General features: G+C 41.5%; 20 protein-coding genes. 9 read left to right on the forward strand and 11 right to left on the reverse strand.

What is annotated here, in order from left to right; genetic code table 11:
- The coding region (locus tag Q0K96_RS06730) for a hypothetical protein (protein ID WP_297333242.1) at positions 1-217 on the forward strand (217 nt) is incomplete at its 5' end.
- Positions 218-286: 69 nt separating this feature from the next.
- Here the strand turns inward: Q0K96_RS06730 and Q0K96_RS06735 are convergent.
- Positions 287-1,591: a dihydrolipoamide acetyltransferase family protein gene (locus Q0K96_RS06735; protein ID WP_297333243.1), complete on the reverse strand. Its 1,305-nt coding sequence runs from the start codon at positions 1,589-1,591 to the stop codon at positions 287-289.
- Positions 1,592-1,695: 104 nt separating this feature from the next.
- On the reverse strand, positions 1,696-2,850 hold the full coding sequence (locus tag Q0K96_RS06740) for a glycosyltransferase family 2 protein (RefSeq protein WP_297333244.1): 1,155 nt from the start codon (positions 2,848-2,850) through the stop codon (positions 1,696-1,698).
- A 102-nt stretch (positions 2,851-2,952) separates the two neighbouring features.
- On the opposite strand from Q0K96_RS06740, the gene Q0K96_RS06745 reads away from it, so the two are divergent.
- Positions 2,953-4,359 (forward strand): FAD-linked oxidase C-terminal domain-containing protein, encoded by a 1,407-nt coding sequence (locus Q0K96_RS06745; protein ID WP_297333245.1) that lies wholly within the window; start codon positions 2,953-2,955, stop codon positions 4,357-4,359.
- On the opposite strand, the gene Q0K96_RS06750 is transcribed toward Q0K96_RS06745, so the two are convergent.
- The 8 genes from Q0K96_RS06750 to Q0K96_RS06785 all read right to left on the reverse strand — a co-directional run bounded on the left by Q0K96_RS06750 (position 4,356) and on the right by Q0K96_RS06785 (position 12,659).
- Positions 4,356-5,594: a sodium:proton antiporter gene (locus Q0K96_RS06750; RefSeq protein WP_297333246.1), complete on the reverse strand. Its 1,239-nt coding sequence runs from the start codon at positions 5,592-5,594 to the stop codon at positions 4,356-4,358. The two genes, Q0K96_RS06745 and Q0K96_RS06750, sit on opposite strands and share 4 nt — an antisense overlap.
- A 76-nt stretch (positions 5,595-5,670) precedes the next feature.
- On the reverse strand, positions 5,671-9,030 hold the full coding sequence (gene secA, locus Q0K96_RS06755) for a preprotein translocase subunit SecA (protein ID WP_297333247.1): 3,360 nt from the start codon (positions 9,028-9,030) through the stop codon (positions 5,671-5,673).
- A 95-nt stretch (positions 9,031-9,125) separates the two neighbouring features.
- On the reverse strand, positions 9,126-9,347 hold the full coding sequence (locus Q0K96_RS06760; protein ID WP_002986941.1) for a DUF2795 domain-containing protein: 222 nt from the start codon (positions 9,345-9,347) through the stop codon (positions 9,126-9,128).
- A 166-nt stretch (positions 9,348-9,513) separates the two neighbouring features.
- Positions 9,514-10,086: a cob(I)yrinic acid a,c-diamide adenosyltransferase gene (locus Q0K96_RS06765; protein ID WP_297333248.1), complete on the reverse strand. Its 573-nt coding sequence runs from the start codon at positions 10,084-10,086 to the stop codon at positions 9,514-9,516.
- Positions 10,087-10,139: 53 nt separating this feature from the next.
- A complete protein-coding gene (locus Q0K96_RS06770) occupies positions 10,140-10,832 on the reverse strand; it encodes an ABC transporter ATP-binding protein (protein WP_297333249.1) in 693 nt (230 codons plus the stop codon).
- 57 nt (positions 10,833-10,889) lie between these two features.
- Positions 10,890-11,174: a hypothetical protein gene (locus Q0K96_RS06775; RefSeq protein ID WP_297333250.1), complete on the reverse strand. Its 285-nt coding sequence runs from the start codon at positions 11,172-11,174 to the stop codon at positions 10,890-10,892.
- 86 nt (positions 11,175-11,260) lie between these two features.
- Entirely contained in the window at positions 11,261-11,539 is a 279-nt protein-coding gene (locus Q0K96_RS06780) for a hypothetical protein (protein WP_223051830.1), read from the reverse strand.
- A 178-nt stretch (positions 11,540-11,717) separates the two neighbouring features.
- Complete coding sequence (locus Q0K96_RS06785; protein WP_297333251.1) at positions 11,718-12,659, reverse strand: DUF4476 domain-containing protein; 942 nt, start codon at positions 12,657-12,659, stop codon at positions 11,718-11,720.
- Between the two features lie 164 nt (positions 12,660-12,823).
- Between Q0K96_RS06785 and Q0K96_RS06790 the strand changes: the two genes are divergently transcribed.
- The 6 genes from Q0K96_RS06790 (at position 12,824) to Q0K96_RS06815 (ending at position 17,819) form a co-directional block, all read left to right on the forward strand.
- The gene (locus Q0K96_RS06790) at positions 12,824-13,501 is read left to right on the forward strand and encodes a DUF4919 domain-containing protein (RefSeq protein ID WP_297333252.1); all 678 of its coding nucleotides are present in this window, start codon (positions 12,824-12,826) and stop codon (positions 13,499-13,501) included.
- A gap of 72 nt (positions 13,502-13,573) precedes the next feature.
- Positions 13,574-14,587, forward strand: a complete 1,014-nt coding sequence (locus Q0K96_RS06795; protein ID WP_297333284.1) for a bifunctional oligoribonuclease/PAP phosphatase NrnA — start codon at positions 13,574-13,576, stop codon at positions 14,585-14,587.
- Between the two features lie 2 nt (positions 14,588-14,589).
- Positions 14,590-15,153 (forward strand): gliding motility-associated peptidyl-prolyl isomerase GldI, encoded by a 564-nt coding sequence (gene gldI, locus Q0K96_RS06800; protein ID WP_297333253.1) that lies wholly within the window; start codon positions 14,590-14,592, stop codon positions 15,151-15,153.
- Between the two features lie 13 nt (positions 15,154-15,166).
- A complete protein-coding gene (locus tag Q0K96_RS06805; RefSeq protein WP_297333254.1) occupies positions 15,167-16,276 on the forward strand; it encodes a peptidylprolyl isomerase in 1,110 nt (369 codons plus the stop codon).
- Between the two features lie 47 nt (positions 16,277-16,323).
- Complete coding sequence (locus Q0K96_RS06810) at positions 16,324-17,178, forward strand: helix-turn-helix domain-containing protein (RefSeq protein WP_297333255.1); 855 nt, start codon at positions 16,324-16,326, stop codon at positions 17,176-17,178.
- A 104-nt stretch (positions 17,179-17,282) separates the two neighbouring features.
- A complete protein-coding gene (locus tag Q0K96_RS06815; RefSeq protein WP_297333256.1) occupies positions 17,283-17,819 on the forward strand; it encodes a carboxymuconolactone decarboxylase family protein in 537 nt (178 codons plus the stop codon).
- A gap of 57 nt (positions 17,820-17,876) precedes the next feature.
- On the opposite strand, the gene Q0K96_RS06820 is transcribed toward Q0K96_RS06815, so the two are convergent.
- A complete protein-coding gene (locus Q0K96_RS06820) occupies positions 17,877-18,314 on the reverse strand; it encodes a hypothetical protein (RefSeq protein ID WP_297333257.1) in 438 nt (145 codons plus the stop codon).
- A 168-nt stretch (positions 18,315-18,482) separates the two neighbouring features.
- On the opposite strand from Q0K96_RS06820, the gene Q0K96_RS06825 reads away from it, so the two are divergent.
- A complete protein-coding gene (locus tag Q0K96_RS06825; protein WP_297333258.1) occupies positions 18,483-21,605 on the forward strand; it encodes a T9SS type A sorting domain-containing protein in 3,123 nt (1,040 codons plus the stop codon).
- The last annotated feature ends 47 nt before the right edge of the window (positions 21,606-21,652 follow it).

Raw genomic sequence — 21,652 nt, forward strand, 5'->3', positions numbered from 1 at the left:
CGTTATTGCTTTTCTATTAGCAGGTGACTTTATAATGTTTGCACAAATTGGTAGTGGAGGAACGGGTGATGGTACTGGGTCTGATGACGGTTCCGGAAACAATGAAGGTGATGATGTACCTGTTAATGGCAAACTTATTATTCTTGGAATAGCAGCTGTTGCATTTGCATTTTATTACTATAAGCAACAGACACAGAATAAAGAACTATCAAAATAATATTTTTTATTAATTTATATAAAAAAGGAGATGTTGATACATCTCCTTTTTTATATAAATTAATATTGACTATATATCGCGATTTATGTCCCATGCTTCAAGATAATCAGCTACACGCTTAACAAATGAGCCTCCAAGGGCACCATCCACTACACGGTGGTCATAACTGTGTGACAGGAACATTTTTTGGCGAATACCTATAAAATCACCTTCAGGTGTTTCAATTACAGCAGGTACTTTTCGTATAGCTCCTAATGCCAGAATACCCACCTGCGGCTGGTTAATAATTGGCGTACCAAACACACTGCCAAAAGTACCAACATTTGTTACTGTATAAGTTCCGCCCTGTGTGTCGTCAGGCTTCAGTTTTCCAGACTTAGCACGGTTGGCAAGATCATTTACCGCTTTTGCCATGCCTACTAGGTTAAGCTGGTCGGCATTTTTTATAACCGGTACAATAAGGTTACCATTTGGCAATGCGGCAGCCATGCCCAGATTAATATTTTTCTTCTTTATAATGTACTCTCCATCTACAGATATATTCATCATAGGGAAGTCTTTCAGTGCACGGGCAACTGCCTCCATAAATATTGGTGTAAAAGTAAGTTTTTCACCTTCCCTTTTCTCGAAAGTTCCTTTAAACTTATCCCTCCACTTAACAATATTAGTTACATCTACTTCTATAAATGATTGTACGTGTGCAGAAGTTTGTATTGACTGTACCATATGGTGCGAAATCATTTTACGCATACGGTCCATCTCTATAATTTCATCCTGTCCGTTAACCGATACCGGGGCCGCTTTTGCAGCAGCAGGCTGTTGCTGTACAGGCGTTACAGGTTTAGCAGGTTGCTGTGCCGGTGCTGGCTGAGACTGCCTATCTTTAATATAAGCTAATATATCGCTTTTGGTAACCCTGCCGTCTTTGCCGGTTCCTTTAATAGCGTCAAGCTCCTGAAGGCTTATACCTTCTTCTTTAGCTATATTTTTAACCAACGGAGAGAAAAACTTATCAGAATCAGCAAAATCAAGCGAAGCGGCTACTGTTTCTTTTGCGGTTTCTACTGTTTTTGCAACTGTTTCTACATTTGCATCGGTAGTTTTTTGTGATGGGGCATCAACACTTACACCACCTTCGGTTTCAATATAGGCAATTGTTTGGCCTACCTGAACTACATCATTAACCTGAAAAAGTATTTCAGAGAGTACTCCCGATACTTCAGAAGGCACTTCAGAATCTACTTTATCTGTGGCTATTTCCAGTACTGCCTCATCTGCATCAATATGGTCACCCACATTTTTTAACCAGTTTGTAATGGTTGCTTCTGCAACACTCTCACCCATTTTGGGTAATTTAAGTTCAAACTTTGCCATATCGTTAACCTAATGGTAGATTTAATGTTTATGCTTGCGAAATTAATAAAAATTTTGACTTAATACTTTTCTGTCAATAATTATTAAGTAAACTACAACGTTTTTTAAAGGTGTATTACACTTCCCCTGTCGTTACTGCTGTTACTGCCAATAATAAAATTGTATACTTGTGGCTTTATCTTAAAAGTGTAACATCCTGAACAGTGACGCTGCATGATTGCTATCATATCGCCATAACTAAGCAGGTCATTATCAAAAATAATTTCCGTCTGTTTCGGGTTGATACCTGTAGCGGGATAAAGCATGTTCTCTTTATATTCCCCTATTCTTATTACTTTTGCGGTAAGTTGCTCTTCGAGCGCCAGCTTTAACTCTTCATTCTTAGAAAACAGATAATATTCTTCAGGTTGGCGGCGCGCCACTTTTTTATTCTTTTTATTAAACACAAAAAACAGCGTTCCGGCACGCATAAAAAGATCAAAAAATAAAGAGCCGTTAAAATGTTTCCTGTAAAATGCCTTAGTAGCATCATTAAAGCGTTTCATATAGGCCCCATCGCGCACTGTGCTCTCCCCCTTATAATGAATTATGGCAGTACCCGGATAATACCAGTTCTTTTTCCCTGCTTTTACAATGGTATATGATAAATCCATGTCTTCGCTATACATAAAATAGCTTTCGTCAAACCCACCTGCATTTAAGTAGGTTTCGCGGTGCATAAACATAAATGCCCCTGTTAATATCTCGGTTTCACCAACCTCATCTTTACCAAGGTGCATGGCATAATATTGGTTAAAAAGCCTCGTTTTAGGAAACAGCTTATATAAGCCCGCAATTTTTGTAACAGCTACCCACGGGGTAGGTATTCCCCTTTTACTTTCGGGGAGAAACCTGCCTGTACCATCAATCATTTTAGCTCCGGCAATACCAAAGTTTTTTTTGCCTTCTGCAAAAGCGAGCATTTTGGTAAAAGTATCTTCGGCTACTACAGTATCGGGGTTAAGTATGCATATATATTTACCTTGAGCATGTTGCACCCCTATATTATTACCCTTAGGGAAGCCAAAATTTTCCTGCAAAGCAATTAATTTTACCTGCGGAAATAACTCAGCAACCATCTTACAGCTATCATCGGGCGAGTTATTGTCCACTACAATAATTTCGCTTTCTGTACCTTCAAGCGCTTTTTGCACACTCTGCAGGCATAGCTGTAAAAAATAGCGTACGTTGTAGTTAAGGATGATTACTGATAGTTGCATAAGGCAAATATAATAATTACCTAAAATGGTTGTAGTATTAATTGATATGTTGAGAAAGTTTAGCAACATATCTTTATTTTTGAGGCATTAATTAAATTGGTCATGCAAGTTATACTATCTGATGCTTTAATAGAAAGTCTGGTTAACATTACAGGAAAAAACTTTGTGTTTACCGACGAGGAAACACGCCACCACTACGGGCACGACGAAACCGAAGACTATAATTTTCCGCCTACCGTAGTAGTAAAACCAGGCACTACCGAAGAAGTTTCTGCGATTATGAAGCTTGTAAACCAATATAATATTCCTGTTGTGCCTATTGGAGGGCGCACCGGGCTTAGCGGCGGGGCTTTAAGTATTCATGGTGGTATAGGCCTTTCTATGGAGCGTTTTACTAAAATAGAGATAGACGAGCGCAACCTGCAGGCTATTGTAGAGCCGGCAGTAGTTACACAGGTATTTCAGGAAGCTGTACTTGAAAAAGGGTTATTTTATCCGCCCGACCCAAGCAGCCGCGGCAGTTGCACTATAGGTGGTAACGTTGCCGAAAATGCAGGTGGCGCAAGGGCTGTAAAATATGGTGTTACCAAAGACTATGTGCTTAACCTTGAAGTCGTTTTGCCCACAGGTGAAGTTATATGGACAGGTGCCAATACCCTAAAAAACTCTACAGGCTATAACCTTACCCAGCTTATGGTGGGTAGTGAGGGTACACTGGGTATAATTACCAAAATTGTAATGAAGCTGCTGCCAAAGAACAACCATAACGTACTAATGCTTGTACCTTTCTTTAAAGCAGAGCAGGCATGCGAAGCTGTGGCTGCTATTTTTCGTGCAGGCATTGTACCAAGTGCATTGGAGTTCATGGAGCGTGATGCTATTGACTGGACATTGCGTTATATAGACGGAGTAAGCATCCCGATTGGCGATGCTGTACAGGCACACCTGCTTATTGAGGTTGATGGTAATTATCCGGATGTGCTGTTTAGTGAAGCAGAAAAAATTACTGATGTGCTGGAGGCTTTTGATATAGACGAAATACTTTTTGCCGATACCGAAGATCAAAAAAATGCACTCTGGAAAATGCGCCGCGCAGTTGGCGAGGCAGTAAAATCAAATTCTGTTTATAAAGAAGAGGATACTGTTGTACCCCGCTATGAACTGCCTGCGCTTTTAAAAGGCATAAAGGAAATTGGGAAAAAATATGGCTTCAGCTCTGTTTGCTATGGGCATGCCGGAGACGGCAACCTGCACGTAAATATTGTGAAGGGCGATATGACCGACGACCAATGGCAAACCGAAGTACCAAAAGGCATACGTGAAATATTTGAGCTTACCATTTCTTTAAAAGGTACTCTTTCAGGTGAGCACGGTATCGGCTATGTGCAAAAGAACTTTATGGATATTGCTTTTTCAAACCAGCATCTGCAACTCATGAAAAGTATAAAGCAATTGTTTGACCCGAATAACATACTAAACCCAGGCAAGATATTTCCTGATAGCCTTTAAGATTTCGCCAGCACGCGGTTAGCTACTTTACCAATAGTAAGCCCCTGCACTATTATAGAAAATACTACCACAAAGTAAGTGATTGCTATTATAGTCTTTTTGTAAGGGTTCTCATCAATAGATAAGGCAAGCGCTATAGAGACACCGCCCCTTAGCCCGCCCCAAACCAGCACGTTAATAGTGCCGCGGGTTATCTTTTCTTTAAAGGTTATAATTCTTGTGGGTAGCCATATTGATATAAGCCTCGAAAGCAAAACAATTATCACACAAGCAAGCCCCGGAAGCCAGTATTGCGTAAGGTCAGGTATGAGCAACAGGTTTAACCCTATAAACAGGAATAGTATTGCGTTTAATATTTCATCATTAAGCTCCCAGAATTTATCAAGGTAATCCTTTGTGGTGGCCGACATAGCCCAGCGTTTCCTGAAGTTACCAATAATAAGCCCGGCAAAAACCATGGTAAGCGGCCCAGAAACATGCAGCGCACGCGCTATAAGATAACCGCCCATAACAACAGAAAGTGTGATAAGTATCGTTACTTTATAATCATCTATTTTACGTATGGCTCTGGATGCACCTACGCCAAGGGCAATACCCAGTAATAAGCCACCGCCTGCCTCACGGATAAAAAGCCATATAATATTCAGGGCTGTAAAATTTTCTGTATTGCCTTGTGCAAGCTGCAATAGTACCGCAAAAAGCACCACAGCCATTCCATCATTAAAAAGAGATTCGCCTGCAATTTTTGTTTCCAAAGATTTACGCACTTTGGCCTCCTTTAATATACTCAGTACCGCAACAGGGTCTGTAGGCGATATAAGCGCACCAAACAGCAGGCAATATAAAAAAGGTATCTCTAGCCCGTCAATGGGAATAAAGTACACCAGCGTGCCCACAGCAAGTGTAGAGATAACAACTGTAATAGTAGAAAAGGTGAGTATAGGCCTGCTCTGCTCCCGCAAATCACGAAGGCTTACGTGTATTGCGCCAGCAAACAACATAAAATTAAGCATGGCACCCATGAGCACCTCTGTAAAGTCAAAATTAGATACAAGGGATGATATACGCTCATTAATACTCGGCACTGTGTTACCAAATGCCACCAGTGCAACAGAGGCAACCATTGCTATTACCATTATACCTATAGTAGAGGGCAGCTTTAAAAACCTTACATTAAAATAGGCGAAAAAAGAAGCGATAACAATAAATACGGATAATGAGTAATATAGTTCCATAGCCAGACAGTAAGAGTTTACAAAAATAAAAATCCCTCCGCAGTGCAGAGGGATTAGTTATACTTAATTAACGTAATTAATCATTTGCTATTATCCACTCCCCCGAAGCCAAAAGGCCTTCTGCCTTTTTAAACTTCATGGTTTCGGTTTTTCCGCTCATAACATGCTTAACGGTAACAGTATCATTACGGTTAATTTTCGGGGCATCCCTTACCACTGTTTCAGTTACCTGAGGGCGGCTTTGTGCTTGCCCTGCCTGGCGTGCCTGTGCAGCCATTTCATCGGTATTTAAAACCTCTTCCTTACTTTCCCTGTATTCTTCCTTTTGCTGGGCTGGTTGCCTTGCCTCCTGGATATTATTAGGGTTGTGGGTTGGCAAATCTCCTTTAAACAGGAATGATATTACTTCCTTATTAATGTTGTCAACCGTTTTCTTAAACAGGTTAAAGGCTTCAAACTTATAGATAAGCAACGGGTCTTTCTGTTCGTGAACAGCAAGCTGAACCGATTGTTTCAGCTCATCCATTTTACGAAGGTGTTTTTTCCATGCTTCGTCTATAATGGCAAGCGTTATGTTTTTCTCGAAATCATCAACTAACGATTTACCTTCTGTCTGGTAAGCTTTTTCAAGGTTGGTAACCACGTTAAGCGTTTTTATACCATCGGTAAAAGGAACTACTATACGCTCATACTGCCCTGTATTGTTCTCATATACGTTTTTAATAACCGGGAAAGCTTCCGAGGCATCACGAAGGTTCTTTTCATGGTATGCCTCCATTACCTGCTTATACACTTTAGAGGTTATCTCCCTGTCAGACATCCTGCCAAATTCAGCATCGGTAAGAGGGGCGCTTATAGAGAAGTAACGTATCAGTTCAAACTCAAAGTTCTTATAATCTGATGCCGCTTTGTTGGTTTCTGTAATAAGCTCTACAGTATCATACATCATGTTGGCAATATCCACTTTAAGGCGGTCGCCATGCAGGGCGTGCTTCCTGCGCTTGTATATTACCTCACGCTGCGCGTTCATTACATCATCATACTCCAAAAGCCTTTTACGTACACCAAAGTTGTTTTCTTCTACTTTTTTCTGTGCACGCTCTATAGATTTCGTCATCATGCTGTGTTGTATCACCTCTCCTTCTTTAAGGCCCATACGGTCCATAACCTTAGCTACCCTTTCAGAACCGAATAAACGCATCAGGTTATCTTCAAGCGAAACATAGAACTGTGAGCTTCCCGGGTCACCCTGACGACCTGCACGGCCTCGCAGCTGCCTGTCAACCCTTCGAGAGTCGTGGCGCTCTGTACCTATAATGGCAAGGCCTCCTTTTGCCTTAACCTCCGGTGTCAGCTTAATATCAGTACCACGGCCTGCCATATTGGTGGCTATGGTTACTATGCCAGGCTTACCTGCTTCGGCAACAATGTCGGCTTCTTTTTTGTGAAGCTTCGCGTTTAGCACGTTGTGCGGCACGTTCCTCATTTTAAGCATACGGCTTAAAAGCTCTGATATCTCTACCGATGTGGTACCTATAAGCACCGGCCTTCCGGCAGCAGACAGTTTAGAAACGTCCTCTATTACCGCATTAAATTTTTCGCGCATGGTTTTATAGATAAGGTCATGCTCATCTTTACGCGCTATTGGCCTGTTGGTAGGTATTTCTACCACATCAAGCTTATATATTTCCCAAAACTCGCCTGCTTCGGTTACAGCCGTACCAGTCATACCGCCCAGCTTGTTGTACATCCTGAAGTAGTTTTGCAGTGTAATGGTTGCAAACGTTTGGGTTGCGGCCTCAATCTTTACATTTTCCTTAGCCTCAATTGCCTGGTGCAAACCGTCAGAATAACGGCGGCCTTCCATTATACGTCCAGTCTGCTCGTCTACTATCATGATCTTGTTTTCCATGATAACATACTCTACATCCTTCTCGAATAATGTATATGCTTTAAGCAATTGTGTAAGTGTATGTATGCGCTCGCTCTTTACAGAGAAATCCCTGAAAAGCTCTTCTTTGCGCTCTGCTTCCTGTTCTTTACCAAGGTTCTGCTTTTCAATACTGGCTATTTCGGTACCAATATCCGGTAATACAAAAAAGTCATTATCGGTATCCTGCGACAGGAACTTGATTCCGTTATCAGTAAGCTCTACCTGGTTGTTTTTTTCTTCTATTACAAAATACAGTGCCTCATCAATTTTATGCATGTCGCGGTTATTGTCCTGCATATATTGATTCTCTGTTTTCTGGAGTATCTGCTTAACGCCTTCCTCACTTAAAAACTTAATAAGCGCCTTGTTTTTAGGTAATCCTCTGTGTGCCCTTAACAGCATAAAGCCACCATCTTTGGTATTGCCTTCTTTTATCAGTTTTTTAGCCTCTGCAAGTACACCGTTTATAAGGGTGCGCTGCAGGGTATATAAATTTTCTACTTTTGGCTTTAGCTCATTAAATTCGTGGCGGTCGCCCTGCGGCACAGGGCCTGATATAATAAGTGGCGTACGCGCATCATCAATTAACACTGAGTCAACCTCATCCACAATAGCAAAATTATGCTTGCGCTGCACAAGGTCGCCCGGTGAGTGTGCCATGTTATCCCTAAGATAGTCAAAGCCGAATTCGTTATTGGTACCATAAGTGATGTCAGCAGCATAGGCTTTCCTCCTGCCCGGTGAGTTGGGCTGGTGGTTATCTATACAGTCTACCGACATACCGTGGAACTCAAACAAGGGGGCTTTCCACGTGCTGTCCCTTTTGGCAAGATAATCGTTTACCGTTACAAGGTGAACACCGTTACCGGTAAGCGCGTTAAGATAAAGCGGCAGTGTAGCCACAAGCGTTTTACCTTCACCCGTCTGCATCTCGGCAATTTTACCCTGGTGCAGTACAACACCGCCTATAAGCTGCACATCATAGTGTATCATGTCCCAGGTAATTTCTTTACCTGCTGCATTCCATGAGTTAGCCCAAACGGCTTTGTCATCCTCCAGCGTTACGTATGATTTTGTAGCTGAAAGTTCCCTGTCATAAGGGGTAGCGGTTACGGTAATGGCAGTATTTTCCTTAAAGCGGCGGGCGGTTTCTTTAACCACTGCAAAAGCTTCGGGTAAAATTTCCATAAGTACCTTTTCAGAAATATCATAAGCCTCTTTTTCAAGCGCATCGATAGAAGCATAGATATCTTCTCTCTTATCAATGTCTTCGGTTTTTTCTATTTCTTCAAGGTAAGACGCTATTTTGGCGTCTTTTTCTGCCCTTGCCTCTTTAATTTTTTCTTTAAAGGTAATTGTCTTTGCCCTTAGCTCATCATGCGAAAGGGCTGCTAAAGCTTGTTCAAACGAATGAATCTTTTTAATAAGGGGCTGTATGCCCTTTATATCTTTTTCAGACTTATCGCCAACAAAAGCTTTAAGAATGCTGTTTATTAAACTCATTATTATATAATTACTGTGTTTTGCGAATGGTTACAAATTTAACCAAAAAAAAAGCCTCCTGAAAGAGACTTTTCAATTGATTGTTTTATTTTATGCTAGTATTCATCCTCGTTCCAAAGATAATCTTCGTCGGTAGGATAATCCGGCCATATTTCTTCCATCGATTCATATATCTCACCTTCATCTTCTATTGACTGAAGGTTTTCCACCACCTCAAGCGGTGCTCCTGTCCTGATGGCATAATCTATAAGCTCATCTTTTGTAGCAGGCCAAGGGGCATCACTTAAATAGGACGCCAGTTCTAATGTCCAATACATTTTATAAACGATTTAAGTTTATGCAAAAATAAATTTTATACTGAAATAGTCAAGTAAAAATTTGTTTATTTTCTAAAAAAAGTTAAGAACGTTTTGCAGCGGCAAAACAGGTACAGTAAAAGCTACTGTTTACGTTAAATTTCAGTAACTTATTACTGCCTGCCGGCTACAGCTTTTCGGGTATCCATTTTACCTCGTCAGCCTTCAGGTCGTACGACAACTTCCGTGCCAGCACAAACAGGTAGTCAGAAAGTCGGTTCAGGTAGGTTAAAACCATCTCATCAGTAGGCTCTAACTCATGTAAATGTACTGCAAGACGCTCTGCACGGCGGCAAACGCAACGCGCTATATGACAATATGACACCGTAGTATGCCCGCCCGGCAATACAAAATGAGTCATAGGCGGCAGGGCAGCATCCATAGCGTCAATCTCATTTTCAAGCAATTCTATATCCGATTCAGAAATTTTAGGTATGTTAAGGCGCTCCTTGCCATTCTTCAGGATTGATTTTTCAGGATCTGTTGCCAAAATGGCACCTACAGTAAACAGTTTGTCCTGTATGCGCTGCAGTATTTTCTTATAATCAGGGTTAATATCCTGGTCGCGTATCAGCCCGATATGCGAGTTAAGCTCATCTACCGTACCGTAGCTCTCTATACGTATGTGGTGCTTGGGTACCCTCGTACCGCCAAATAAGGCTGTAGTACCTTTATCCCCTGTTTTGGTATATACTTTCACTATATTTAAGATTGAAGATTTTTAAATTTAAGATAACAAGCAGCAGTATTAAGCTATCTCCTGTTAGGATTATCGCTTTCTATAATACCGTCCCGAAGCCTTATAATGCGGTGCGCGTGCGCGGCAATATCTTCTTCGTGGGTTACAAGTATTACAGTATTGCCATTGGCATGTATCTGGTCGAAAAGGTTCATAATCTCAACAGATGTTTTACTGTCTAGGTTACCGGTAGGCTCATCTGCAAGTATAATTGAAGGATGGTTTACCATTGCCCTGGCTACAGCTACCCTTTGGCGCTGACCTCCCGATAGCTGGTTAGGCTTATGGTCCATCCTGTCGGCAAGTCCCACCTGTGTAAGTACTTCTGTGGCGCGTTCGCTTCGCTCCGGCTTTTTATAGCCTGCATATACCATTGGCAGTGCAACATTATCAAGTGCTGTTGTGCGCGGCAACAGGTTAAACGTCTGGAAAACAAAACCAATTTCTTTATTTCTGATGCCGGCAAGCTCATCATCGCTCATCTGGCTTACGTCTTTTCCGTTAAGTATGTAACTGCCCCCTGTAGGGGTGTCTAGACAGCCTAATATGTTCATCAGCGTACTTTTACCTGAACCGGAAGGCCCCATAAGTGCTACATATTCTCCTTTTTGTATAATAAGGTCTATGCCTTTAAGTACTTTTACTATCTCGCTGCCAAGCGGAAAATCTCTTGTTATTCCCTTTATATTGATTATTGGTTGTTCCATGCCTTAATTTTGAGCCTTAAAAGTAAGGATTTTTTTTAAGTGCCCATAAGTCCTTAGTTATATAGCTGAATCTTTCATAACCATACTTATTACCAGAAGAGTAATTCCAAACAGGAGGCCTAAGATGCCTGTAACTATATAAATCCACGCTTTTTGAGTATCGTTACCGTTCTGCCTGTCATATTTCAGCTTGTATAGCGCAAAATAAAAGTACCCCGCACCTATAAGCAGCATCCAGTATTTTAAAAAAGGCTTGTTAAGCATAACAAATCCTAAAGTAAGAAGGCTCATTACTGCAACAGTCTTAATACCCTTGTCTCCGTAACTTTTGTTGGTTTCCATAACCGCAAACCTACTAAAAAAGCAATAATACTGCTCAATAGGAAACTTTATTTTAATAAAAAAACCACCCGAATGGGTGGCTTGTGTTATTGTGCTTCGTTCTCTGCTACCGCCGTTGCAGGAGAAGTTTCTACTTTTTCAGGTTTTTTTGCCGGTTGCCCTTCTGTGGCAATAGTTTCATCTTTACTGCGTGCTTCGGTATTCACTTCCTGCCGGTCGGCAGTTTCATCTGTCTCGGCAGCTTTTGTAGCCGGCACCTGCTTTACTACGTTATATACTTTTGGATCGGGTTGCTTTGGGTAGCTCTGTGCTGCGGCTATGCTTACTGCAAAAAGCGCTGACAGCGATAGTACAATCTTTTTCATGGTATTTCTTTTTTAACGTTAGTACTATAAAATTACCCTGTATTTGCACAGCTATATATTAAGGCTTTGCTAATTAACCGCAGTTTAGCAAAATAGCATTGAAATGTAAATAAAAAGCAAAAGCCGCCCTGACGGGCGGCTTTATTAATTACTGAACACTCAATTATATAAAACAGTTTTACCTCCTCTGCCCTATATATTGATTCAACTCTTCTTTACTATCCGAGTATGTAAAAATGCTTACTACTTTATAGTAGTTATTTTTATCTGTACAAAAATCATAGGCATGCTTTGCAAAATCAAGTTTAGAATCTTCAAAACTAAACAGCTTGGCTATAATACTTATCTGGTTAGCATCCATACAGTTTGAAGAAACTATCTGCTTGGCTGTAGAAAGCTTGGTATCATCAAAGCTGGTATCAGCTATGGCTTTTCTTGCCTGCTCAAAATTTGCTGCCGGCATAGGCCTCCTGCATCCCCTGTTTTCATCTCTGTCGCGATCTCTGTACTCGGTGTAACCGTAGCCACCGCCTGTGGTGGTAGTGGTGGTAGTTGTGGTGGTGGTTACTGTACCTGTAGCAGGCATATTTACGCTCATACCTATACCGCCCATATTTACATTCATACCAAAACTATCGCCTGTAGCGGTTTCCTGTATTACCACTGTCTGCTGCATCTGTTGCCCGTTGCGGTCTATAAATACTTCCCTTGGGTGCCCGTATTGGTATACTGCGCAGTTAGTGGGGCGTATTACATTTTGCTGCGCAGGCACAGATGAATAAAACTTCAGGTTATAACGACCTTTTTTATCTCTTTTAATACGGTAGGTTACATCCTGCATAATATCATCAACATCGGCAAGCATTAGTGCGTTTTTAGATATTACAGGTATATTTTTATCTTCAAATATAATCTTGCAGTCGTAGTAAGGATTAGGCAGGTCTTCTATCCTCAGGTTTGTTTCGGCAACATCATTATAGCGTTCGCCGTTAAGCACAAGGAAGAACTTGGCACCATCATCAGAGAAAATAGTAAGGTGCCCTACAGGCTGAAATTGCGCAAAGGTTGTAAAACTGCTCATCAGTAGGGCAGTCAGCAAAATAATGGTAGTTTTTTTCATAATACTCTAAGTTTTTGGTCAAATTTAACAATATTTTAAAACAGGATTACAATTGATGTGCCAAAATTTTTACACTGTAAGAAAAAATAAAATTGCAGTAACATTAGTTAGATATAATAACAAATCAGTACCTTTATTATCAACAGTATAAGTCTGCAACGCATATGAAAAAAATAATTTTATTTACAGTACTGTTTTTTGCTTTCGTCAATATAAACGCCCAGACGGAAGAGTTTACTGCACCTGATTATAAAGCAATAGAAAAGAATGTATCTGATAAAAACTCGGCATTTTATTTTGATACGCTATTTGACCGTTACACAAAGTCTGACAGCACCATGACGCTTGAAGAAAAGCGGCATTTATATTATGGATATTCCTTCCAGGATGAGTATTCTCCTTACTCACGTTCTGAAGCCGAAAAAAAACTGCGGGAGCTCCTGCAAAAAGATGACGGAACTAAAGACGACCTTAAAAAGATTATTGAATATACTGATGAAATCCTCAAGACTTATCCTTTCAGCATAAGGGTAAAAGAATACCGCATATATTCCTTCAGGGAGTTAGGTATGATTGCCGAAGCTGAAAAAGAAAGCGTTCAGGGAGAAATAATAATAGATGCTATACTGAGTACCGGCAACGGCACTGATAAAGAAACCTGTTTTTACGTTATAAATACTTCAAACGAATATGAGGTGCTAAGCCTGCTGGGGTTTGAGTTTGGCGGAAGCCAGTCTTTAATAGACGGGCGGTATGATTATCTTGCGCTTGCCGATAATCCTTACCAGATTAAAGGTTTTTACTTTGATGTATCGCGCTGCCTTGATTCGATTAAATTCTGATATTCATTCGTTACATTTTGTCTTTTTACCGGCTGTACCTGATAACAGAAAAAGCTGTAAATTCGCAAAATGATGACAACCCGAGATACAGAAGCCGTTAAAGAGTTGCTGGCTTCTCCTAAAAAAATTGCAATAACAACACACAGAAACCCCGATGGCGATGCTATGGGCTCTTCATTAGGGCTTTACCACTACCTTATAAAAAAAGGGCACTACCCTACGGTTATAGTACCGAATGATTTCCCTGATTTCCTGGCGTGGCTGCCCGGTACAGAAAAAGTTATGGTTTTTGAAAATGAAACCGGCCCCGCCACAAAAGTACTTGAAGAGGCCGATATTATATTTACACTCGATTATAATGCGTTAAGCCGTACAGGAGAAAAAATGCAGCAGGCATTGCAGCAGCAGGATGGTAAAACATTTATAATGATAGACCACCACCAGGCACCGGATGATTATGCACAATATATGTTCTCTGACACTGACTACGGTTCTACGTGCGAAATGATTTATCATTTTATAGACAGTATGTCCGAAAAAAAACTGATCGATAAAACAATAGCTACCTGCTTATATACGGGTATAGTTACCGATTCGGGTTCTTTCCGTTATCCGTCAACCACAGGCACCACACACCGCATTGCGGCAGCGTTTATAGACCTGGGCATAGATAACAGCGCTATACACAGCCTGCTTTATGACAACCACAGCCACAACCGCATTCAAATTTTGGCAAGGGCTTTGCAGAACATGCAGGTAATACCCGCTAACAAAACCTCTTATACCTATATGAGCCATGAAGAGCTTACGGGCTTTGGCAACAGCAAAGGAGATACAGAAGGTATAGTTAACTATGGGCTTAGCATGAAAGATATTGTGTTCACAGCATTTTTCACCGAAAATAAAGATGAGGGAATAATAAAGATATCTTTCCGTTCTAAAGGTGATTTTGATGTAAACCAATATGCGAGGAAACATTTTAACGGCGGCGGGCATAAAAATGCTGCCGGCGGAAAATCTGCCGATACGCTGGAGGCTACGATAAAAAAATTTATTGCTACATTAGCGCACACTAAAATTGACTGATAATGAAGAAGATGTTATTAACAATTGCCTTGGCTACAGGGGCTGTACTTACAGGCTGCTCGCAACAGCAGGCACGCAAGCCTGTATCGCGCACATCGGGCTCGGCATTTATAAATGAGTCTGTAGAGCGCAACCGCAAGCTGATTGCTTATGAAGAAGCACAGATAGACTCTATCATAAAAAGTAATCCTGCCATAAAATATATAGCTTCTGATAAAGGCTATTGGTACCATTATGAAATAGAAAACAAGCAGGACTCCATTACCCCGAAGCGCGGTGATGTTGCCTTTTTTAACTATGAAGTAAAAGACCTTAAAGGTAATGTTATCTATAGCGAGGTAGAGCTTCGCCCACAGGTGTATTATGTAGATAAGCAAAACATTATGATGGGGCTTAGAAGCGGGATAAAGCTAATGAACGAAGGCGAAAAGGTTACTTTTCTATTCCCCAGCAATATGGGCTACGGTTATCATGGCGATAACAACAAGATAGGTACAAACGAACCTCTTATATGCACCGTTACCCTTAACGACATAAAGCACGAAACAGAAGTAGAAGAAAGATAATAATTTAATATAAATGAAACCAATGACAAGTTTGTTTTTAAGTTTAGTTGCAGTTTTATTTTCATGCAAAAACGCAAACACACCACCGCCCGATACTAAGCTTGGCGATGGCCTTTATGCAGAAATAGAAACAAATAAAGGTACTATATTGCTTCAGCTTGAATACCAGAAAACCCCGCTGACGGTTGCCAACTTTGTAAGCCTTGCCGAGGGCACAAATGATATGGTAACTAACGACCGTAAAGGCAAGCCTTATTATGACGGGTTAAAGTTTCACAGGGTTATAAAAGATTTCATGATACAGACAGGCGACCCTAACGGAGATGGCTCTGGTGGGCCGGGTTATAAGTTCGCCGACGAAATTACCGAGATGAAGCATGATGGGCCGGGCGTTTTAAGTATGGCCAATGCCGGCCCCGGCACTAACGGAAGCCAGTTTTTTATCACTCACAAAGCTACACCGCACCTTAACGGCCTGCATACTGTTTTTGGCCATGTAATGGGTAACGGTATGGATGTGGTAAACCAGATTGAGCAGGGCGATGAAATAAAATCGGTTAAAATAATACGTGTTGGGCGCGATGCCAAGAAGTTTAAAGCCGAAAAGGTATTTAAAGAATCTTTTGAAAAAGCACTTGAAGAGCAAAAGAAAAAAGAAGAGCAGCTTGCCAAAACCAAAACTGATAAAGTAGCTTACTTTGCACAGAAGAAAGCTGCCGGTAAAACAACAAATTCCGGGCTTACCTACAACATTACACAAAAAGGCAGCGGACAGAAGCCCATTGATGGTGCTACCGTTTACCTAGAATATTCAGGCTATCTTGAAAATGGTACATTATTCGACTCGAGCGAACCTGAAATTGCAAAAGCATTCGGCAACTACATTCCGCAAAAGGATGCAGCCGGTGCTTACAAGCCGATACCTTTCAGGGCCGGAACAAAATCAGGCATGATACCGGGCTTTATAGAGGGTATAGAGCAAATGAATGTTGGCGATAAGATCATTATTTTTATACCGGCACATTTGGGCTATGGCGAAAGGGGCGTTGCCCGCGCAGGCATACCTGCCAATGCCAACCTTATTTTTGAAATTGAAATGCTGGGCAGCATGCCAACAGAATAAAGCTTTAACGTCCTGCATTGCAGGGCGTTTTTAATTTACAGCCTTATATGAACTTTACCTATAAAGATAAAAAAACAGGTGGCGAGCTGCGGCTTACCGCAGGTAACAGCGGTTTCGACCGTTTCTTTTTTGTGCGCGACCGTGCCGACAAGCTGCTTACCATTGCATGGAACAGGGGCAAAAAACAGAAAGCCGTAATTGATGAAGTGGAATATGAATTTCCTGAAGGTGCAATCTTACCACTTGTGGTAAACCAGAGTTTCAGGTTTGAAAACCCTGAAGATATTACTGCATGGCAGTTTAACCGCGACTTTTATTGTATTGTAGATCATGATGAAGAAGTAAGCTGCGTGGGCTTTCTGTTCTATGGTTCGTCTCAGGTTATGTTTGTTTTACTTAATGAAGAAGAAAAAACAACAATAACCCGCCTGCTCGAAACTTTTGTAAGCGAATTTAAGAACCCTGACAGCATTCAGGGTGAAATGCTTAGGCTACTTTTGGTGAGGCTTATTATTAATATCACCCGCATGGGTAAGCAGCAGTACGTACCAACAGGTGCAGATGATGACACCCGGTTCGATTTGTACCGTCGCTATAATATTATGGTTGAAAACCATTATAAAACACAGCACGAAGTACAGTTTTATGCCTCGGCACTTAATAAATCGCCAAAAACACTATCTAATGTATTTGCACTTTACGGCAAAAAAACGCCTTTACAAATAATACAGGAACGCCTTATTACCGAAGCAAAGCGCCTTATGTATTATACAGATAAATCGGTTAAGGAAATTGCCACCGAAATAGGTTTTGAAGACACCTCTCACTTTAGCCGTTTTTTTAAAAAGCAAACCTCATACACTGCCACCGAGTTTAAAAACATACTCAAAAATACTGCATAAGGAAAAATTGAATGCACGTCGGGAAGTACCTCCATTTTTCAGCATTGCTTTTAGCCGCAACTTTGTACTGTCAATAACGACATACAACAAATTAAACAAGCAACATGAAAAATTTCGCAATTCCGACAAGAGAAGAAGTTTCTGAAAACAACCAGGCTATTTTTGATAAACTGAACAAAGGCCTGGGCATGGTGCCTAACCTGTATGCCTATTTCAGTAAAAGTGAAACTGCATTAGGTGACTATCTTACCCTGCAAAACAGGAAAACTTCTTTAAGGCCAAAAGAAAAAGAAGTGGTAAACCTTGTAGTAAGCCAGGTAAATAATTGTGAGTACTGCCTTGCAGCACATACCGCAATTGGCAAAATGAACGGTTTTACTGATGAGCAGATTTTAGAAATACGTTCTGGTAAAGCAGGCTTTGACAGTAAACTTGATACGCTTGCCAAGTTTACCAAAGATATTACCATTAACAGGGGCACCCCTACAGCAGATGTGCTGACAGCTTTGTTTGATGCCGGTTACACCGAAGCAGGGCTTATAGACATCATCATCCTTATAGGAGATAAAATGATAAGCAACTTTATACATGGCGCTACAAAGCTTCCGGTAGATTTTCCTGCCGCGCCTGCACTTAACTAATAACATGTGCAGCATAAAACACCAAAGCGGGCAAATGCCCGCTTTGGTGTTTTAAAACTATGCTTTAAACTTCCAGTCAAATTCGTCTTTGGCATTAATAATAGCGCCAAGCTCTACACGCACAACTTCGTCAAACTCCGTCTGGATAATAATCCAATTGGCTTCATTAAAATAATTCTCCAAAGAGTCAAAGGTTTCTTTTTCAAATTCTTTAATCTCTTTTTCTTTTAGTGCCTTCTCAATTACCACCCACTCTGCTCCTATTATTTTTCCCGAAAGCAGTTTAGTTTCAGGGTGCGAAACTATAAGGTATCCGAACCTGAAATCCTCATCAGCATAAAATGTTATCCTCAACTTAGCTGAATTGTAGAGGTAAATGATATTCTTATCATCATCTTTATACTGCCTGTCGGGAGTCCCTAAAACAGCTTCAACATCCTTCTGCCTCATCCCGAATTTCAGTTCGCCAATGCCTTCTTTAAGCTTTATTTCCATTTATTAATCTTTATTTCCAACAAAAGTACATCTTTCAGCAACATTTGTCAGCATACTATATCTTATACATATTGATTTGTTTATGAATTATTTAACACCTGCCTGCAAAACCGCACAGCAAAAAAGTGCGTAACCATTATATATAAACCAATCAAAATTTATTGTATTATGAAACAAAGATTTACTCTTTTAAACAAAATCATGGTTTTGCTGTTTCTGTCAGGATTTGTATCCATGACAAGCGCACAGACAGTAACCGTAACAAACAGTAACGACAGTGGGGCAGGTTCGTTCAGGCAGGCTGTTTTGGATGCAGTAGCGGGGGGCACAATTGTTTTTGATGCCGCTACCAATGGCAACACTATAGTACTTACTTCTCAGGTTATGATAAACAAGAACCTGACCATAAGCGGAAACGGAGAAGGCCAGACCATGATAAGCGGCGATGATGCCACAAGGATATTATCTGTTACCGATACAGACAATCTTACGATAAATAACCTTACACTTACCAATGGCTATGCAGTTGATAACGGCGGTGCAATTTTATCTTCGGATAGTATGTTAACCCTAAATGATGTTACCATAACTGCAAGCGAAGCCGCAGGAAGCAATGTTGGCGAAGGCGGCGGAGCGATATTTAGTACAGGTGGTTCTGTAACGGCTAACAATTGCACCTTTACCAACAATATGGCATCAGGCACATCGGGTAGCGGGGGTGCTATATTCACAAGTATCGGCAGCAGCCTTTCGGTTTCAGGCGGTACTATTTCAGATAACATGGCAAACCGTGCAGGTGGCGGTATAGAGAGTAACTCCGGAGCTATGGGCACTGTAACCTTAACCAACGTAAACCTGAATGCTAACGAAACAGGAGCTAACCCGGGCAATGGTGGCGGATTGCACATAACAGGTGCCGGTAATGCAGTAATAAGCGGCGGTACGGTAAATAACAACGTGGCTGCTGCCGAAGGCGGGGGGTTATGGAATGGTACAGGTACTATGACTGTAACCGGAACTGTTATAAGCATGAACACAGCAAGCGGTAACGCGGCAGACCAAGGTGGTGGCGGTATTTATAACCTTAGCGGTACACTACAGATAAATGCCGAAACTATGATAATGAATAACATGGCTAACGGTACATCCGGCAGTGGCGGTGGTATTCTTAATGATGTGGGCGGAATGCTTACCATAACAGGAGCAGAGATTACAGAAAACACATCTAACCGCGCCGGGGGTGGTATTGAGGATAATTCCGGAATGATGGGCAGCGTTACGCTGACGAATGTAATTATAAACGATAACGTAACTAACAATGCTCCGGGTAACGGGGGCGGTGTACACATAACAGGAATGGGTAACATTACCATAACCGGTGGTATGGTAAACGGTAATACTGCCGGTGCTGAAGGCGGGGGGCTTTGGAACGGTACCGGAACAATGATGATTGATGGTACTGTAATATCCGGTAATACTGCAAGCGGTAATGGTGCAGACCAAGGTGGCGGAGGTATATACAACCTTAACGGAGGTACACTAACCATAATGAACACAACTATAAGCGATAACGTAGCCGATGGTGATGCAGGAAGCGGAGGAGGAATACTCAACGATGTAGGTTCTATGCTCACCATTACTGATACAGAAATATCGGGTAATACTGCAATGAGAGCCGGTGGCGGTATAGAAGATAATTCAGGCACAAGCACTATAATGCTTACCAATGTAATACTTAGCGAAAACACTACCGCAGCAGCTCCCGGAAACGGTGGCGGGCTTCATATAACAGGTGGCGGCAGTGCCATGATAAGCGGCGGTAGCGTAACTAATAATACAGCAGCATTGCAGGGCGGCGGACTGTGGAACGGTACAGGCACAATGACAGTAAGCAATGTAATGATAGATGGCAATGTGGCATCGGGTGCATCGGCAGCAGATGGCGGCGGTGGTATATTCAATACAAACGGTACTTTGATTGTAGAGAACAGTACTATTACCAATAATATAGCAAACGGCACATCGGGCAACGGTGGCGGTATATTCAGCGCTGCAGGCAATGTAACAGTATCGAATACCGATATTATGGCAAACAGCGCCAACCGTGCGGGCGGGGCAATAGAAATTATAGCAGGTACGCTTACCGTTAATGACTCTGAGCTTTCAGGTAACGATGTTAATGGCAGTGCAGGTATGCCAAACCCTGGTAACGGTGGTGCATTGCACGTTAGTGGCGCTGCAACTATAGTATTTAACGGCGGTATGGTAAACAACAATATGGCAGCACGCGAAGGCGGTGGTTTGTGGAACCAGACAGGCAGTGTTATGACGGTAAATAATGTTACACTTGATGGCAATACCGCAGCAGGCACAGCAACTGATGATGGCGGTGGCGCTATATTTAACAACGGAGGAACATTAAATGTAAACGGTTCTACCCTGTCTAACAACGCTGCTGTAGGATTACTGGGCAGAGGTGGTGGTATTCATGTTCACATGGGTACAGCTAATGTGATGCTTACTACAATTTCCGGCAATACCGCATTAACAAATGGCGGTGGTATATTTAATAATGCAGAGCTTACTTTAAACGCCAATACTATCACGCTTAACAGCGCTACCATAAGCGGGGGCGGTATATCAAACAGCTCTGAAATGGCGCCAATGGTTAAAAACACTATTATAGCAGGTAACCTTGCCGTAGTATCAGGTGCAGATGTGTTTAGTGATGAAGGTATGATTTCTTCAAACGGCTATAACCTAATAGGTATGGATGGTACAGGCGCTTTTGATGCCAACGAAAATGACATAGTGGGTACTTTAGAAAACCCTGTTGATGCCGGGCTTATGCCTTTGGCAGATAATGGCGGGGCAACATTTACACACATGCTTAACTGCCCTAACATAGCTGCTGATATGGGAGACCCGGCTGACGATTTTAATGACCAGACTGGAGCAGCCGTATTTAACGGCAGGCGCGATATAGGTGCTTATGAAGCACAGGAGGTTTGTGTTCTTAGTAACGAAAACTTTACTGCTAATGCTGCGGTAAGCGTTATTTATCCTAACCCATCGGTTAACGGGATATTTACGCTTGACATTGCTCCTAACCACAACCCAGGTGCTGATATCATGATTTATGAAATTGGTACAGGCAAACTGGTAAAACAACTAAAAGCTGAAAATATGAATATGGATATACAGATGAACGGATATGCATCAGGTACCTATATTGTTCAGATTGTTTCTGATAAGGCGACCGAAACACATAAGGTGGTAATAGCAAATTAATAATTTGTATTATAAACTAAAAAGGCTTCCGTTACCGGAAGCCTTTT

Source organism: Flavobacterium sp., from assembly GCF_024305175.1.
Lineage (GTDB): Bacteria > Bacteroidota > Bacteroidia > Flavobacteriales > Flavobacteriaceae > Flavobacterium.